Below are 16412 nucleotides of genomic sequence, written 5' to 3'. Positions count from 1 at the left end.
AAATCCGAAGGAGGCCGTTCATGATCAGCCTCGACGTTTTGTACGGCTTCGGCGGCGTCTGTGCTGTCCTGCTGCTCACTTACCTCGTCTATGCGCTGATCTGCGCCGAGGAGTTTTGATGAGCAACGTGTCATGGGGGCTCCTCGCCCTCTTCCTCGGTGCGCTGCTGGTCACGGCCTGGCCGCTGGGTATCTGGCTGGCCCGCCTGTATTCCGGTAGCCTCCCCAACTGGATGCATAAGGCGGAAGCGCCGCTGTATCGCCTCGCCGGTACATCGGCCGATACCAACATGAAATGGTCGCAGTACGCGTTGGCCTTGCTGGCCTTCAACGCGCTCGGCGTGCTGGCTGTCTATGCCCTGCAGCGCCTGCAGGTCTGGTTGCCGCTCAACCCTGCCGGCATGGCCGCGGTGACGCCCGACTCGGCCTTCAACACCGCCGTCAGCTTTGTTTCCAATACCAACTGGCAAGGCTATGCCGGCGAGTCCACCATGAGCTACCTCACGCAGATGTTGGTGTTGGCTGTGCAGAATTTCTTCTCCGCAGCCACCGGTATCGCCGTGGTGTTTGCGTTGTTCCGCGGTTTTGCCGCGCGCGCGACCCGCGCCATCGGCAACTTCTGGGTGGACATCACGCGCATCACGGCCTGGCTGCTGCTGCCGTTGTCGCTGGTGTTTGCCGTCTTTCTTGTGGGGCAGGGCGTCATCCAGAACTTTGATGCCTACAAAGACGTGAGCACACTGGAAGTGACCAGCTATCAGCAGCCGAAAAACGGCCCTGATGGCCAGGCGCTGAAAGACGACAAGGGCAATCCCGTGATGGAGGATGCCAAATCCGACAATCAGACCCTGGCCATGGGCCCGGTCGCGTCTCAGGAAGCCATCAAGATGCTGGGCACCAACGGCGGCGGTTTCTTCAACGCCAACTCAGCCCACCCTTACGAAAACCCGACGGCGCTGAGTAATTTCTTTCAGATGCTGTCCATCTTCCTGATTCCGGCGGCGCTGTGCTTCGCCTTCGGCCGCGCGGTGGGCGACCAGCGCCAGGGCTGGGCCGTGCTCGCCGCCATGACGGTGATGTTTGTGATCGCGGTCGTGGCCATCACGCCCGCCGAGCAGGCCGGCAACCCGTTGCTCCCGCCTTTGGATGTGGACCAGACGGCCAGCGCGCTGCAGGCCGGCGGCAATATGGAAGGCAAGGAAACCCGCTTCGGCATCAATGCCTCCAGCCTGTTTGCGGTCATCACGACGGCGGCTTCTTGTGGCGCAGTCAACGCCATGCATGATTCCTTCACACCGCTGGGCGGCATGGTGCCCGTGGTGATGATGCAGCTGGGCGAAGTGGTGTTCGGCGGCGTCGGCACGGGCCTTTATGGCATGCTGATCTTCGCCATCCTGGCGGTGTTCATCGCCGGCCTCATGATTGGCCGCACGCCGGAATACCTGGGCAAGAAGATCGAGGCGCATGAGATGAAGCTGACCTCAATCGCCATCCTGGTCACGCCTGTCCTGGTGCTGGCCGGCACCGCCATCGCCGTATTGGCCGGCGCAGGCAAGGCGGGCATTGCCAACCCCGGTGCACACGGTTTTTCTGAAATCCTTTACGCGCTGAGCTCGGCCGGCAACAACAATGGCAGCGCCTTCGCGGGGCTGTCGGCCAACACGCCGTTCTACAACACGCTGCTGGGCATCGTCATGTGGCTGGGCCGCTTCGGCTTCATTGTTCCGGTGCTGGCTATTGCCGGTGCGCTGGCCGCCAAGAAGCGCCTGCCGGTCACGGCCGGCACCATGCCCACGCACGGCCCGCTGTTCGTGGCGCTGTTGATAGGCACCGTGCTGCTGGTGGGCTTGCTCAATTACGTGCCAGCCCTGGCGCTGGGCCCGGTGGTCGAGCACCTGATGCTGTGGCCAGGCCAATAACCGCGAGGCTCAAAGAGAAACCCATATGAGTACCAAAAAAACTTTAGTGCTGCTGGATCCCGCGCTGCTCAAGCCGGCCATCGTGGCTTCATTCACCAAGCTGAGCCCGCGTGTGCAGTGGCGTAACCCGGTCATGTTTGTCGTCTACATCGGCAGCATTCTCACGACCTTGCTGGGCCTGCAAGCCCTGCAAGGCCAGGGCGAAGCACCGGCCGGATTCATCTTTGCCGTGGCCGTCTGGCTGTGGTTCACCGTGCTGTTCGCCAACTTCGCCGAAGCGCTGGCCGAGGGCCGTAGCAAGGCGCAAGCGGCGTCGCTGCGGAGCCTGAAAAAAAGCACCTGGGCCAAGAAGCTCAAGGAACCCCGGCATGGCGCCACGTTCCTGCCGCAAGAAGCTGAAAATCTCCGGAAAGGGGACGTGGTGCTGGTCGATGCCGGCGACATGATTCCGCTGGACGGAGAAGTGATTGAAGGCGTGGCCTCGGTCGACGAAAGCGCCATCACCGGCGAATCGGCCCCGGTGGTGCGCGAGTCGGGCGGCGACTTCTCCGCCGTGACCGGCGGCACGCGCGTGCTGTCAGACTGGCTGGTGGTGCGCATCACCGTCAATCCCGGCGAGTCCTTCCTGGACCGCATGATCAGCATGGTTGAAGGCGCCAAGCGCCAGAAGACGCCCAATGAAATCGCACTCACGATTTTGCTGGTGGCGCTGACCATTGTTTTCCTGGTGGTCACGGTCACGTTGCTGCCGTTCTCCGTGTTCAGCGTGGGTGCGGTGGGGGCGGGCAAGGTGGTGAGCATCACCGCGCTGGTGGCGCTGCTGGTCTGCCTGATCCCGACCACGATTGGCGGCCTGCTGTCGGCCGTGGGTGTGGCCGGCATGAGCCGCATGATGCAGGCCAATGTCATCGCCACTTCGGGCCGCGCGGTCGAGGCTGCCGGCGACGTGGATGTGCTGCTGCTGGACAAGACCGGCACCATCACCCACGGCAACCGCCAGGCTTCGAGTTTTTTGCCCGCGCCCGGTGTGTCTGAAAAAGCGCTCGCCACCTGCGCCATGCAGGCCTCCTATGCCGATGAAACACCGGAGGGCCGCAGCATCGTGGCGTTGGCCCTGAAGCTGGCCGTCAGCCAGCCGGCCATGCAGGCCGTGACCGAGGTTCCCTTTACTGCGCAAACCCGCATGAGCGGAATGGATACCTTGAACCCCGATGGAAGCAAGCGGCAACTGCGCAAGGGCGCGGTCGATGCGATTCGCAAGCATGTGGAAGCACTGGGCGGCAGCGTGCCGGCCGAGGTGCTGCGCGCCTCCGACGAAGTGTCGCGCCGCGGCAGCACGCCGCTGGCTGTGGCCGACGGCAGCACGGTGCTGGGCATCGTGGAGCTCAAAGACATTGTCAAGGCCGGCATCAAGGAACGCTTCGGCGAGCTGCGCCGCATGGGCATCAAAACGGTGATGATCACCGGCGACAACAAGCTCACGGCCGCCGCCATCGCCGCCGAGGCGGGTGTTGACGACTTCCTGGCCGAGGCCACGCCGGAAGACAAGCTCAAGCTGATACGCGAGTACCAGGCCGAAGGCCGGCTGGTGGCGATGACGGGCGACGGCACCAATGACGCGCCGGCCCTGGCCCAGGCCGACGTGGCGGTGGCCATGAACAGCGGCACCCAGGCTGCCAAGGAGGCCGGCAACATGGTGGACCTCGACTCCAACCCCACCAAGCTGCTGGAGATTGTGGAAACCGGCAAGGCCTTGCTGATGACGCGCGGCTCGCTCACCACGTTTTCAATAGCCAACGACGTGGCCAAGTACTTCGCCATCATTCCGGCGATCTTTGTGACCACCTACCCGCAGCTAGCCGCGCTCAATGTGATGCGTCTGGGCAGTCCGTCGTCGGCGATTTTGTCGGCGGTGATTTTCAACGCCCTGATCATCATGTTCCTGATCCCGCTCGCGCTCAAAGGTGTGAAATACCGCGCTGTGGGCGCCGCTACGCTGCTGCGCCGCAACCTGCTTATTTACGGCCTGGGCGGTCTCATCGTGCCCTTTATCGGAATCAAGGCGATTGACTTGCTGCTGGTAGCAATGAACCTCGCCTGAACACCTGCATATCAAGGAATCCTCATGACAAATATTCTTCGCCCCGCAATTGTGATGTTCACCGTGCTGACCCTGGTCACCGGCGTGGCTTATCCCCTGGTGGTGACCGGCGCCGCGCAATCGTTGTTTCCGGCGCAGGCCGGCGGCAGCCTGATCCAGCGTGACGGCAAGGTTGTCGGCTCTTCGCTGATCGGGCAAAACTTCAGCGATCCCAAAAACTTCTGGGGTCGCCCATCGGCCACGGGGCCCATGCCTTACAACGCATCGGCTTCCAGCGGCTCCAACCAGGGCCCGCTGAATCCTGCGCTGGTCGACGCGGTCAAGGGCCGTGTCGAAGCGCTGAAAGCGGCCGATCCGGGCAACACGGCCCAGGTGCCGGTGGACCTGGTCACGGCGTCTGCCAGCGGGCTGGACCCGCACATCAGCCCGGCTGCGGCGCGCTACCAGGTGGCTCGTGTGGCTAAAGCACGCGGCCTGGCGCCTGAGAAGGTTCAGGCCCTGGTCGGGCAGCACACAGAGCAGCCCTTGCTGGGCTTTCTGGGCGAGGCCCAGGTGAATGTGCTGCAACTCAACCTCGCGCTGGAAGCGCTTCGTTAAGAGAAATTTCCATGAACTCTGATCTTCTGCGGGTCTTGTGTGCGCTGGCCGCCTTTGGCGTGCCGCTGGCGGTGGCCTGGTGGATCGCGGGCCGTAGTGAAAGGCAGGAGTCCGGCATGCCAAAAGATGGCGAGTCAGGCGAACAGGAAAAACACACCCGGTGTTACCCTTTGCGAGGCGATCTTTGAAACTTTTGAATCACCCAGGAATAGCGCAACGGCATGGCCAGTTTTTCCGACTCCCGCCCTGACCCCGACGAACTCCTTGACCGTCTGCGCGGCGAGGAGGAAAAAGCGCGCCGGGGACGTTTGCGCATCTACTTCGGTGCCAGTGCCGGCGTGGGCAAGACCTACGCCATGCTCAGCGCCGCGCAGCGCGAGCGTAAGGCCGGGCGGGATGTATTGGTCGGTGTGGTCGAAACCCATGGCCGCAGTGAAACCATGGAACTGCTGACCGGGCTTGAGCAACTGCCCTTGCAGGAGGTAGCCTATCGCGGGCACAGGTTGAAAGAGTTCGACCTGGACGCGGCGCTGGCGCGCAAGCCGGCACTTCTGCTGGTCGACGAGCTCGCCCACAGCAATGTGGAGGGCTCGCGCCATGCCAAGCGCTGGCAGGATGTGCAGGAGCTGCTGGAAGCCGGCATCGACGTCTGGTCAGCGGTCAATGTGCAGCACCTGGAAAGCCTCAACGGCACGGTGGGCGCCATCACCGGCATACGCGTGCATGAAACAGTCCCGGACACGGTACTGGACGGCGCCGATGAAATCATCCTGGTCGACGTCACGCCCGACGAGCTGATGGCGCGGCTGAAGGCCGGCAAGGTCTACCTGCCGCAGCAGGCCGAGCGCGCGGCGCAGAACTTTTTCCGCAAGGGCAACTTGATCGCGCTGCGCGAGATTGCATTGCGGCGCACGGCCGAGCATGTGGAAGACGACGTGCGCAGCTACCGCGTCGAGAAATCCATAGCACCGGTCTGGAACACCGAGGGCGCCATCCTCGCCTGCATAGGCCCGCGCGAAGGGGCTGAGCAGACCGTGCGCACGGCGGCGCGCCTGGCCGGCCAGCTCAATGTGCGCTGGCACGCAGCGTATGTGGAAACGCCGCGCCTGCAGCTGCTGGAGGTCGCCAGGCGCGACCGCATCCTGGCCGTCATTCAGCTGGCCGAAGAACTGGGCGCGGCCACGGCGGTACTGACCGGCAGCGATCCCGCAGCCGAACTGGTAGCGCAGGCGCAGCAACTCAATTGCGCCACGCTGGTGGTGGGGCGCCCGCAGCTGCCGGGCTGGCGCGCGCTGTGGGCCGGCTCCACCATGACGCGCCGGCTGGCGACGCTGGCGCCCACACTGGACATCGTGGAGGTGGGTCACGCCGACAGTGCCCGGCGGCTGACGCGCGCCGTGCAGCGTTCTGCGGACGATGATGCTGCCGCGGCCTGGCAGGAGAGCCTGCCGCGATACGCATGGGCTGCGGCCGGCAGCGCAGCCGTCACCGTGCTGGCTTTGCCCTTGCTCAGTTTTTTTGACCTCGCCAACATCGTGATGCTGTTTCTGCTCTGCACGGTGCTGGTGGCGCTGAAGTTCGGGCGTGGACCGGCGGCGCTGGCGGCTTTCCTCAACGTGGCCGCGTTTGACTTTTTCTTCGTGGCGCCGCGCCTGTCGTTTGCCGTCAGCGACGTGCAGTACCTGCTGACATTTACCGTCATGCTGGTGGTGGGCCTGCTGACGGGGCAGCTCACGGCGGGCCTGCGTTTTCAGGCGCGCATTGCGGCCAGCCGCGAGCGCCGCGCGCAATCGCTGTTCGAGCTCACGCGCGACCTGTCGGCGGCGCTGCTGAGTGAGCAGGTCATGGAACTCGGCGAGGCGGCCGCGCAGCGCAACTTCGGCGGACAGGCGCTGGTGATGGTGACCGACAGCCACGACCAGTTGGTGCCGCCAGAGAAGCCACCAGCGGATTTTGATGCCAGTGTGGCCGACTGGGTGTTTCGCAACGAACAGCCGGCGGGGTTGGCCACCGCTACCTTATCGGCCCAGGCATGGCATTACATCCCGCTCAAGGCGCCGATGCGCGTGCGCGGCGTGCTGGCGCTCAAGCCTGCGCAGGCGCGCTGGCTGCTGATTCCCGAGCAGATGCAGCAGCTCGAAACCCTGGCGCGGCAGATCGCCATCGCGCAGGAGCGCGTGCACTATGTGGAGGTGGCCCAGCAGGCGGTGGTGCAGATGGAGTCCGAGAAATTGCGCAACATGCTGCTCGCGGCGATTTCGCACGACGTGCGCACGCCGTTGACCGCGTTGATCGGCCTGGCCGACTCCCTGCAGCGCACGGCGCCGCCACTGAGTAGCGAACAGTCGCAGGCGGCGCGCGCCATCGCCGGCGAAGCGCGCCACCTGAGCGCGCTGGTCAACAACCTGCTGGACATGGCGCGGCTGCAAAGCGGTGCCGTTAACCTGAGGAGCGAATGGCAGTCTGTCGAGGAAATTGTCGGTTCGGCGATCCGCCAGGCGCAGCACGCGCTGGCCGGCAAGGCTGTCACGGCTGCGCTACCCGCCGATCTGCCGCTGGTCGAATTTGACGCGGTGCTGATGGAGCGCGTGCTCGTCAACCTGCTGGAAAACGCCGCCAAGTACGGGCGGTCGCCTATAGAAATCAGCGCAGAGGCGACGGAGCAGGCGCTGATGCTGGCGGTGCGTGACCACGGGCCCGGCCTGCCCGCCACCCTCAAGGGCCGCGAGCACGAGCTGTTCGAGAAGTTCACGCGCGGCGAGACCGAATCGGCCACGCCGGGCGTGGGGCTGGGCCTGGCCATCTGCCAGGCGGTGGTGCAGGCGCACCGCGGGCAGATCACAGCCGCCAATGCGCCGGGCGGTGGTGCAGAATTCACCATCACCCTGCCGCGCCGCCCGCCGCCGCAGGGCCTGCCCGAAACCGCCTGACCTTTCTTCCTCTTTGCCCATGTCCCACCCCACACCCGTTGCCGTTGTGATTGAAGACGAGCCGCAGATACGCCGCTTTGTGCGCGCAGCGCTGGAGGCCGAAGGCTGGCAGGTGTTCGAGGCGGACACCGGCAAGCGCGGGTTGACCGAGGCCGGCACGCGCAAGCCCGACCTGCTGGTGTTGGACCTTGGCTTGCCCGACGGCGACGGGCTGGAGGTGATTCGCGACGTGCGCGGCTGGTCGGCCGTGCCGATTGTGGTGCTGTCGGCGCGCGCCGACGAGGCCGACAAAATCGCCGCGCTGGACGCCGGCGCCGACGACTACCTGACCAAGCCCTTCGGTGTGGGCGAACTGCTGGCCCGGGTGCGTGCCAACCTGCGCCGCCCGCGCGCTGCCAGCGCTGACGGAACGCCTGACGAGCCGCTTTTTACCTTTGGCGATGTGGTGGTGGACCGCCAGGCGCGGCTGGTGCGCCGCGGCGGTGTGGAGGTGCATCTCACGCCGATCGAATACCGCCTGCTCACCGTGTTGATGACCAACGCCGGGCGGGTGCTGACGCATCGCCAGCTGTTGCGCGAGGTGTGGGGTCCCGCCCATGCCGGGCAGAATCACTACCTGCGCATTTACATGGGCCACCTGCGCCAGAAGCTCGAGGCCGATCCGGCGCAGCCCAAACACCTGCTCACGGAAACGGCTGTGGGATACCGCCTTTGGGTAGCCTGAGGGCCGTACCAGGCGGCATTTAAGTGCCAAATACGCCTGTAGCCCACGAATAACCTGCGCGAGCAGCTATAAAATAGATAGCAAATGACTGAACCTCTCAAACCCGGCCCGAGGCCTGTCGGCGGCGCCGTACGAATCCAGAAAGCCGCGCCAGCAGCGGCTGCACCAGGCGCACCGGCCGCCACCGTGCGGCTGAACAAACGCATGGCCGAACTGGGCCTTTGCTCGCGCCGCGAGGCTGACGACTGGATCGCCCGCGGCTGGGTGCGTGTGAACGGTGCGCCGGCCGTCATGGGGCAACCGGTGGCCGTGGATGCACGCATCGAGATTGACCGCCAGGCCGAGCAGCAGCAGCGCCAGCAGGTCACCATCCTGATCAACAAGCCGGTGGGGTATGTCAGTGGCCAGGCGGAAGACGGGCATGAGCCGGCCGTGGTGCTGGTGCAGCCGCAAAACCGCTGGCGCGAATGCAACAGCCGCATGCGCTGGGGCCACGAGCAGTTGCGCGGACTGGCGCCGGCCGGGCGGCTGGACATTGACTCCATCGGGTTGCTGGTGCTGACGCAGGACGGCCGTGTGGCGCGCCAGCTCATCGGTGAAGATTCGGAGATCGAAAAAGAGTATTTGGTGCGTGTCAGCTACAGAACTGAAAAAGGGGACGAAACCGCCAACGTGCAGGCCTTGTTCCCGCGCGAAAAGCTGGCCTTGCTGAACCACGGCCTGAGCCTGGACGGCCAGGCGCTCAAGCCCGCGCAGGTGTCATGGCAAAACCCCGAGCAACTGCGTTTTGTGCTCAAGGAAGGTAAAAAACGCCAGATTCGCCGCATGTGCGAGCAGGTGGGCCTCTTTGTCACCGGACTGAAGCGCGTGCGCATCGGCAATGTCAACCTGGGCCACCTGCCGGTCGGCCAATGGCGCTACCTGGCGCCGCACGAGCACTTCTAGCCTGCACGCTCGGGCTTACCCGAGCGTGCCCCTGTCCTACCCGGATGTGCGCCAACGGATGGCAGTTTCCCGTGTGCCGCGGCCTAAAGTGGGTTGTATGGCACTTATTACTTACCTGGTAGAAGACAACGAGATCGTTCTTGAGAACCTGATAGAGGCGCTCAAGGAGATTGCCGCTGTCCAGGTAACGGGCCACGGCGCCACCCAGACCGAGGCCACCCGCTGGCTGAAGCTTCACAACGGTGAGTGGCATCTGGCCATCGTGGACCTTTTCCTGAAAGAAGGCAGCGGGCTGGGCGTGCTCGCAGGTTGCCGCAATCGCGAGCCTTACCAGAAGGTGGTCGTTTTGAGCAACTACGCGACGGATGAAATCCGCAGGCGCGCCGCCGAACTCGGGGCCGATGCGGTGTTCGACAAATCCAGCGAGCTCGAAGGACTGTTTGATTATTGCCAGGAACAAACGACCTTGCACTAGACAGAACGGCACGCTGCAATGCGGCACTTTGCTGTCGCACGGCTAGCCTCTGTTAACGGTGTTTGCTGAAACCTGTTGCTATTAAATTGGTAGCTGGTTGCGCTCGCTCTGCTTGCCTTAACACCGCTTTTTATCTGTAAAACTGCCGCTACGGCACTACCCGCTGGCGCATGGGCGCCTATGGCGCCACAATCGCGCCATGAGCACACCAGAACGGCTTGACGCCACGGCAACCATCCCCAAACCCGGGTCTTTCAGGTTGCCGACCTGGCTACATGTTTCCGACATCCAGGGGCTGGCCCAGCTTGCCACGCAGGCCACCCTGGGCGTCACAGGCCTGGCAGAAACCGTGCAGGGCAATGTGTACAAGGCTGTTGCCGCGCCGTTTGGCCTGCTGGGTTCAAGGTTCGTCGACAGCGCGCCGGGAAGCAGCGGCGTCAAGCCTTCCGGCATCACGGGCTGGGTCTACGGCAGCATCAGGGGTGTCACGCGGCTGGCAGGAGGGGCGGCCAATGCGGTGTTGTCGCGGGCAGTGCCGCTGGCCGGCGCGCAGGCTTCTTCACCGCAGCGCGAGGCCATGCTTTCGGCCCTGAACGGCGTGCTGGGAGACCTGCTGCTGGACACCGCCAATCCGCTGGCCATCCGCATGAGCTTGCGCCATGAAGGCCAGCCGCTGGCGCTGGACCCGCAAGCGCTGGCCGCGCGGCTGCCGCAAGCGACGGGAAAGATCCTGGTGATGGTTCACGGGCTGTGCATGAATGACCTGCAATGGAGCGGCAACAGCGCGCTGCCGCAGGGCCATGGGGGGCAACTGGCGCGCGAGCTGGGTTACACGCCGGTGTACCTGCACTACAACACGGGGCTGCATACCTCGGCCAACGGCGAGCAATTTGCCGGCCTGTTGCAGCAGCTGGTCAAGGCCTGGCCGCAACCGGTGCAGGACGTGACGCTGCTGGTGCACAGCATGGGCGGCCTGGTTGCGCGCAGCGCCTGCCACCACGCAGCCCAGGCGGGCCACAGCTGGCTGCAGCAGCTCAAGGCCATGGTGTTTTTGGGAACACCCCATCACGGCGCGCCGCTGGAGCGGCTGGGCAGCTGGGTCGACGGCGTGCTGGGCAGCAACCTGGTGACGCGGCCCTTTGCCAGGATCGGCCAGGTGCGCAGTGCCGGCATCACCGACCTCCGCCACGGCAACGTGCTGGAAGCCGACTGGCGGCAGGCGGGGCGTTTTGAGCGTGGCCCCGACGTGCGGGAGGTCGTCCCCCTGCCCGCGGGCGTGGATTGTTATGCGGTCGCCGCCACCACGCTGTCAGCCGGCCGCGGCCCGCTGGTCCCGGTCAGGGAGGCACTGGCGCGCAAGATGGTGGGTGATGGGCTGGTGTCGCTGGAAAGTGCCCTGGGCCTGCATGAAGAGGCGTCCCGCACGCTGGCGTTTGCGCCGGAAAACCAGTGGGTGGCGCAGGGCATGAACCACATGGAATTGCTGGGCCGCCCCGAGGTGACGCGCCAGCTGGTGCAATGGCTGGGCCGCTAGCCTTCCTGGCGGCCGGGGGTTTTACGCAATCTGGTCAGGGGGTGACCAGGCTCACACTGACGGGCCAGCTGAAGTTGGCGGCCGGGGCGTCTGTGTTGGGTTTGCGTTCCTTCAGGCTGAAGGCGTGTTGGAGGGCCAGTTCAAAACGGCCAGGACGCAGTGCGCAGACCCGGTAGCCGCCATCAGCCGCCTCGACGCGTGTGCCCGCGCTGCCGCTGACGTTCATTTGCCAGCCGGCGACCTGTTCCTGGTTGAGCTGCAAGTCCATGCAGAAGCCCTTGCCCAGGGTCGATACCAGCACCATGCGCTGCGTGGCGGAAATGAGGGATCCCGTTGTGTCGGCAGAGAACAGGGCTGCCGGGTGGCTGTTTTCCAGGATACGAAGCACAGCCGGAATGACGATGGCGAAATCCAGCTTCGTGCTGGCCTGGGGTTTGTCAACACTCAGCATCTCGCCAGCACGTGAACTCTGCGCTACGCAGAACATGGCCACCAGCAGCGCCGACAGCGCCATGAGGCGGCTGAAAGACGTTGGGTAGGTGCGGCAGGAGGACATTGGGGCTGAACCAGAAAATGATTAAGTACGCCCTCATAGTAACTAAATTGATAAAAGTGATGCAAGATATTAATGACAGTAAATATGTGACTTATTTACCGATTTATCTGGTTTTTCAGCAAATTTCAGCTTGTTTTTGATTGTTTTATCAAATTTTGGCCGGACGGGGCCATTGATTTGTCAATTTTTGCGTTTGCGGGGGACTGCTGCTGCCCGGAACCCAGACGTTCTGAGGATAGAAGCCAGGTATCTCCGCTCACGTGGGCTCTCCGTGGAGCGCGGGAGGCGGTGTTTTCAGCGTTCGCGCTGCACGGCGAAGTCGAGCGAGTTGGTTTGGCGTACCAGGATGACCGTCTTCGCAGGATCGCGAAGAACCGGGCTCCAGGGCAGCGGGACGTTGTCCGGAGAAACTTCGATCAAATGCTCTCCGGCCGCGACGTAGGGAAACTCGTAGCGGCCCTGGCTGTCGGTTCGTGTCACATAGCGCCTGTCAAGGATGACGGTGACGCCAGGCACGCCGCCTTCGGAGGCTTCCCTGCGGCCATTGCTGTCTGCGTCGAAAAACACCGTGCCTGTCAGTCCGCCGGAGCCGGTTCCGGGCAGGCCGCCCAGCGGTGCCGTGGAAGTGCCGGCCCGGTCTTCGTAGCGCAGCAGCAGCTGGATGCTGCGGTTGGTCTGGGTGGTTGCAATGGCCTGCTGCGTTGCTGCCGTCAGGGCCGAGACCACCAGCGCCGGAAGCGGTTCCTGCCCGCGTGATTCGGTATACCGAAGGGTGAGCGACCAGCCGATATAAGGCTGCCAGCTCACCCCAACGTTTGCATTGACCGACTCGCCGCCGTCGCTGCGGCGTGCACCCCGCACCGACCCATCCAGCGACCATTGCGACCACGGCGACAGGGTGCCGAGAATGCCCCAGATCAGGCCTGTGGTGGGGCTGACATTGCCGCTCATCCGCTCCCATGCCAGCGAGGTGCCGAAAGTGGCCGGCAAGACAACCGGCCAGCTTTGGTCTACCCCGAGCCGGGTTGTCCGGACGCCGGATGCATTGGCCAGATCGGCGCGCCATTGTGTCTGGCCCCAGTCGCTGGCGCGGCTCCAGGACAGCTGCGCCGACTGGCCGGGGCTGGTGATGGCGCGAAAGCTCAGGGCCGCGCCCACCGAGTTGCGCGAATCGAGCAGGTAGCGGCCGTTGACGTTGATGAAGGCACTGCGTCCCGACGCACTGCTGCCTGCGCCGGCGCGGCTCACGCTGTCGCTCAGCTCGACCGCATACCCGGCTTGCCACTGCCGGGTGGAGGTGTCGGCCTGCCAGTAGACGCCTTGCAGGTCGCTGGCGAGAACTGTTGTGCCCCAGCGCAAATTGGGTTCAAAGCGAAAAACACCGGCTGTGGTGCGCCAGCGCTCGGTTCGCCATGCGGCGTCCAGCCAGAGGCCGGTCGCGACGCCGCCCTGCGTGCTGTCACTGCGTACCACGTTGGCCTGCATGCGCAAGCCGCCGACGCGATCGCTGGGCGACCCATAGCCGGTAGCCACTCCCGTGCCCCACGGCGCTGCGCCTTCCCAGGACGCCGCAGCAAAGTAAGCGCGGGTGTTCAGTGCGTTGCCGAAGCCCGCGCCGTCCGAAATGTTTTTGCCGTCGATCAGCTGGAATGCGGCGTCAGTGCGGCTTCCTGCCCCCAATGCGTCACCGGTGGGAAGGCGAAATTGCGCACCGGCAGACCCGATGCTGCCGCCGGAGGTCTGGAACCCGACGGCATCCAGCCCGCTAAAAAGGCCGGTACGTCCCGCGGCTGCGTTCAGGTCTACGGCGTCGTTCAGGTACCACTGTCCGCCAACACCCCGGATGGGCGTGGCCGGCACCGACACCCTCCCGGTACCGCGGGCGAGCCTGGTGCTGACGGTATTGATGTCGCCCGCGTTGTGGTTGGCAAACCAGCCGCCGTCCAGCGGCAGGGCGCGCTGGTCAATCCGCCAGGTGCTGCCGCTGTTTTGGGCCTGGTTGCCCGGCGCATTCGACTGCTGCTGGACCAGGTTGGCATTGATCGACAGTGCGCCGTGGTTCGGTGTGTCCAGGAAGCCGCCTATGCCCAACGCGCGGGATGTGGTGTCGCCACCGCCGCCGTTCTGCTTGAACAGGGAATAGTCAACACGCCAGCTTCGCGGCCAGCCGGCTTCGTTGTATTCGCTGGCCTTCAGCTGAAGTCCGCCGTCAGGGTCCGGCAGGCCCTCCATGACGCGGTCCACATAAGGCTGGCCCTCGGCGGGCGGAGCCGTTCCCTGGGCCAGGGCCGCAGCCGTCGCAAAACCGGCCCCAAGTCCCGCAAGGCCGAAGCGCCACCACTTGAGTGGCAAGGAAAAAGGGATGATCGGCGTGTGCGCTCGTCGCTTCATGGGGCGAAGCGCTGCTCAATACTTTGTGTTTGGCCTTTGCCCCATTCGAGCTTGCCGCGCACCGTGACGGGATAGCGGATTTGCGCCGCCGTGTCCTGGTCTCCCGGGCGAGTGGCGCTCAGTGGAATGGTGCGCGTCTCGCCGGGCAGTATGGGGGTGTTGGCCGGCGAGAATTCCAGGGAGGTATTGGACGCATCAGTGCCGTTCAGGAAGCCGGTGACACGGCCGTGGGCCGTGCCGCTGTTGCGGATCTGCAGGACGGGTGTGGGCTTGCCGTTCACGGTCTGCACGCCCGAGCCGGCCACGCTCAGCTCTGGTGTGGCGCCGCCAATGGCGATGTAAACCACCACGCCGAGACGGGCTGAAAAAGGAATAGGCGGGCCCGACTCCATGCGGGTAACCTGCTCCTGGCCTTCCAGCATGATGGCAAAGCGGCATTCACCGGGCTTTGCGTCGGGCGGCACGTTGACCTCAAAACGAAACCGGTAAGGACGTCCGCCCGCGATGGTGAGTTCGCGCCGCTCGATGGCCACCCATGGTCGGCAGCTGCCGGGCCCCAGTTCATCATTAAAAGTGACGGAGTTGTCCATGCCAAGCCGCCAGTCCGCTGTCCTGATGCTGAACGAGGTGGATGCTGATGATGCGTTGGTGATTTCCATGATCTGGCGCAGGCGCTCGCCGGGTTTGACTTCGAGTTCAAACCGGGGAGGCGACACTGCCAATGCAAATTCGCTTGCCATTGCGCCAGGCGCAACCAGGGCGAAGGCCAGACCAAGAAAGCCAGCCGCGCACCGTGGCAGGGCAGGTAACCGCAGACGGGTCATGGGGTGTCTACCTCGAAATAAAACTGCAGGGCTTGGGAAGACGTCAGCGCACGCCCATCGGTTCTGAGAATCAGCTCAACGGTTTCTTCCAGAGAGGCCGCGCCAACAACACCGTCAAAGATCAGGGTACGGCCGCCAGATCGCAGTGAGCCCGGCAGCAAACGCCCCTGGGTTCTCCAGGTGACAAAGATGGGCTCGCCCGCGACCGGGGCGAGCCCCATGTAAAGCCTGACCGGCTGGTTCAGCCAGCGAGAGAGGTTCAGGCGCAGGGCGACCCGCAGGCTGGCCTCCACCGAGTTGTCGGCCCCGCGGCCGGGAACCAGCTGCCGCCAGCGCATGGGGACGACGCTCTGGGTGGCCACGGTGCCGGTGTCATCCACGCGGGTCGTGGTGGCGGCTGCGTGTTGCGCAGTCAGTGCGTTGGCAAGCAGCAGGAGGGCGGCAAATCCGATGAGGTGTGACAGGCTGACCGGTCTTTTCATCATCATGGGGAGGTCAGGGTGTAGCTGACGCGTCCGGTAAAGGTGCCCGAACCCACCAGTTGGGTATTGGCGTAGTTGAACTGCAGGCAGCTTTCAAACCAGGTATTGCGTGTAACGCTGAGCAGCGTTTGCGATGCCCCGCCTACAAACGTTCCGCTGGGGATGGTGGGGGTCGGGTCTTGTGCGCCGCCGGAAACCCAGGAGATGGTATTGAAGGGAATGGTGTCGCCCGTGGCATTGACCAGAGAGGCCGGCGCGGTGGCGGTGAGTGTGGCGTTGGCGCCGGTGCCCGGTGTGCGGTAAAAGCCGCCGACGTAAACCTGCGCGGGCACCGTGCAAAAGGCAAAGCTGTCATAAGGGCTGGCCGTAACGGTGCTGTCGGTTGTCATGGCGCTGGTGCCGGCTCCGATGTTGGCTGCTGGAATGGTGACCGAAACACGGTTGATGGTGGAGTTGTTGCCGGGCGTGCCCCCGGAATTGAAGTTGCCGCCGGTCATGGTTCCTGCGCCCACCTGCAAAAACAATGACTTGGTGCCTGCTGTGATGGTGACGACAAAGGCCTGGGCGCCTGCACAGGCCAGAGCGCCGGCCACCAATGCGGCGACGCGCAGCACTTGCAACACACTGCTGCGAGCGGGTACGAAGAACAGGGATTGGGTGCGCATAAGTACCACTTTACGCTAACTAAGAAATATCAACAAAAAATAAAAATGGCCCCGACAAGCGGGGCCATTTAAGGATTTATGTAATCAGAGTTGTGTAGCGGTGTAGGTAACGCGGCCATTCTTGACGATGGTGCCGCCGTAGGTACCGGCTGCTGGCAAGGTTGCATTGAGGTAGGTGTAGGTCCACTTGCCTTCGACGCGGACAAGCTTGTTGGTAGCGGTCAACGTGGTGGCGGTACCGGCTCCGCCGCTTGCGCCCAGGTTGAATGC

At 64.3% G+C, this 16412-nt stretch carries 15 protein-coding genes and 1 pseudogene; 10 read left to right on the top strand and 6 right to left on the bottom strand.

Annotation, left to right across the window (positions count from 1 at the left end; genetic code table 11):
- The first annotated feature begins 20 nt into the window (after nt 1–20).
- From AC1D1J_RS18265 to AC1D1J_RS18220, 10 genes are all read left to right on the top strand, one after another.
- On the top strand, nt 21–119 hold the full coding sequence (locus AC1D1J_RS18265; RefSeq protein WP_457281368.1) for a potassium-transporting ATPase subunit F: 99 nt from the start codon (nt 21–23) through the stop codon (nt 117–119).
- On the top strand, nt 119–1918 hold the full coding sequence (gene kdpA, locus AC1D1J_RS18260; RefSeq protein ID WP_477695488.1) for a potassium-transporting ATPase subunit KdpA: 1800 nt from the start codon (nt 119–121) through the stop codon (nt 1916–1918). The genes AC1D1J_RS18265 and kdpA overlap by 1 nt, the downstream gene beginning before the upstream one ends.
- A gap of 25 nt (nt 1919–1943) precedes the next feature.
- Nucleotides 1944–4019 (top strand): potassium-transporting ATPase subunit KdpB, encoded by a 2076-nt coding sequence (gene kdpB, locus AC1D1J_RS18255; RefSeq protein WP_477695487.1) that lies wholly within the window; start codon nt 1944–1946, stop codon nt 4017–4019.
- A gap of 24 nt (nt 4020–4043) precedes the next feature.
- Entirely contained in the window at nt 4044–4616 is a 573-nt protein-coding gene (kdpC, locus tag AC1D1J_RS18250) for a potassium-transporting ATPase subunit KdpC (RefSeq protein ID WP_477695486.1), read from the top strand.
- Nucleotides 4617–4627: 11 nt separating this feature from the next.
- Complete coding sequence (locus AC1D1J_RS18245; protein WP_477695485.1) at nt 4628–4804, top strand: hypothetical protein; 177 nt, start codon at nt 4628–4630, stop codon at nt 4802–4804.
- 33 nt (nt 4805–4837) lie between these two features.
- Nucleotides 4838–7546, top strand: coding sequence for a DUF4118 domain-containing protein (locus AC1D1J_RS18240; RefSeq protein WP_477695484.1), 2709 nt, complete (start codon nt 4838–4840; stop codon nt 7544–7546).
- A 19-nt stretch (nt 7547–7565) separates the two neighbouring features.
- Entirely contained in the window at nt 7566–8270 is a 705-nt protein-coding gene (gene kdpE / locus AC1D1J_RS18235) for a two-component system response regulator KdpE (protein ID WP_457281362.1), read from the top strand.
- A gap of 84 nt (nt 8271–8354) precedes the next feature.
- Entirely contained in the window at nt 8355–9215 is an 861-nt protein-coding gene (locus AC1D1J_RS18230; protein WP_477687153.1) for a pseudouridine synthase, read from the top strand.
- 97 nt (nt 9216–9312) lie between these two features.
- On the top strand, nt 9313–9690 hold the full coding sequence (locus AC1D1J_RS18225; protein ID WP_457281360.1) for a response regulator: 378 nt from the start codon (nt 9313–9315) through the stop codon (nt 9688–9690).
- Between the two features lie 199 nt (nt 9691–9889).
- Nucleotides 9890–11224, top strand: coding sequence for an esterase/lipase family protein (locus tag AC1D1J_RS18220; protein WP_477695483.1), 1335 nt, complete (start codon nt 9890–9892; stop codon nt 11222–11224).
- A 34-nt stretch (nt 11225–11258) separates the two neighbouring features.
- Here AC1D1J_RS18220 and AC1D1J_RS18215 read toward each other — a convergent pair whose 3' ends face one another.
- The 6 genes and pseudogenes from AC1D1J_RS18215 to AC1D1J_RS18190 all read right to left on the bottom strand — a co-directional run.
- Nucleotides 11259–11780 carry a hypothetical protein gene (locus AC1D1J_RS18215; protein WP_477687155.1) on the bottom strand — a complete coding sequence of 174 codons (522 nt, stop codon included), beginning with the start codon at nt 11778–11780 and terminating at the stop codon, nt 11259–11261.
- 294 nt (nt 11781–12074) lie between these two features.
- A complete protein-coding gene (locus tag AC1D1J_RS18210; RefSeq protein WP_477687156.1) occupies nt 12075–14171 on the bottom strand; it encodes an SdrD B-like domain-containing protein in 2097 nt (698 codons plus the stop codon).
- Nucleotides 14168–14995 (bottom strand): COG1470 family protein, encoded by an 828-nt coding sequence (locus AC1D1J_RS18205; RefSeq protein WP_477695482.1) that lies wholly within the window; start codon nt 14993–14995, stop codon nt 14168–14170. Before AC1D1J_RS18205 ends, AC1D1J_RS18210 begins: the two co-directional genes overlap by 4 nt.
- Nucleotides 14992–15483 (bottom strand): hypothetical protein, encoded by a 492-nt coding sequence (locus AC1D1J_RS18200; RefSeq protein ID WP_477695481.1) that lies wholly within the window; start codon nt 15481–15483, stop codon nt 14992–14994. Before AC1D1J_RS18200 ends, AC1D1J_RS18205 begins: the two co-directional genes overlap by 4 nt.
- Nucleotides 15480–16142: a hypothetical protein gene (locus AC1D1J_RS18195; protein WP_477695480.1), complete on the bottom strand. Its 663-nt coding sequence runs from the start codon at nt 16140–16142 to the stop codon at nt 15480–15482. The genes AC1D1J_RS18200 and AC1D1J_RS18195 overlap by 4 nt, the downstream gene beginning before the upstream one ends.
- 84 nt (nt 16143–16226) lie before the next feature.
- Nucleotides 16227–16412: pseudogene (locus AC1D1J_RS18190) on the bottom strand (hypothetical protein); the annotation flags it as partial.

The sequence above is a fragment of the Polaromonas sp. P1_F8 genome (assembly GCF_056405635.1).
This window is presented reverse-complemented; position numbering and strand designations above follow the sequence as displayed.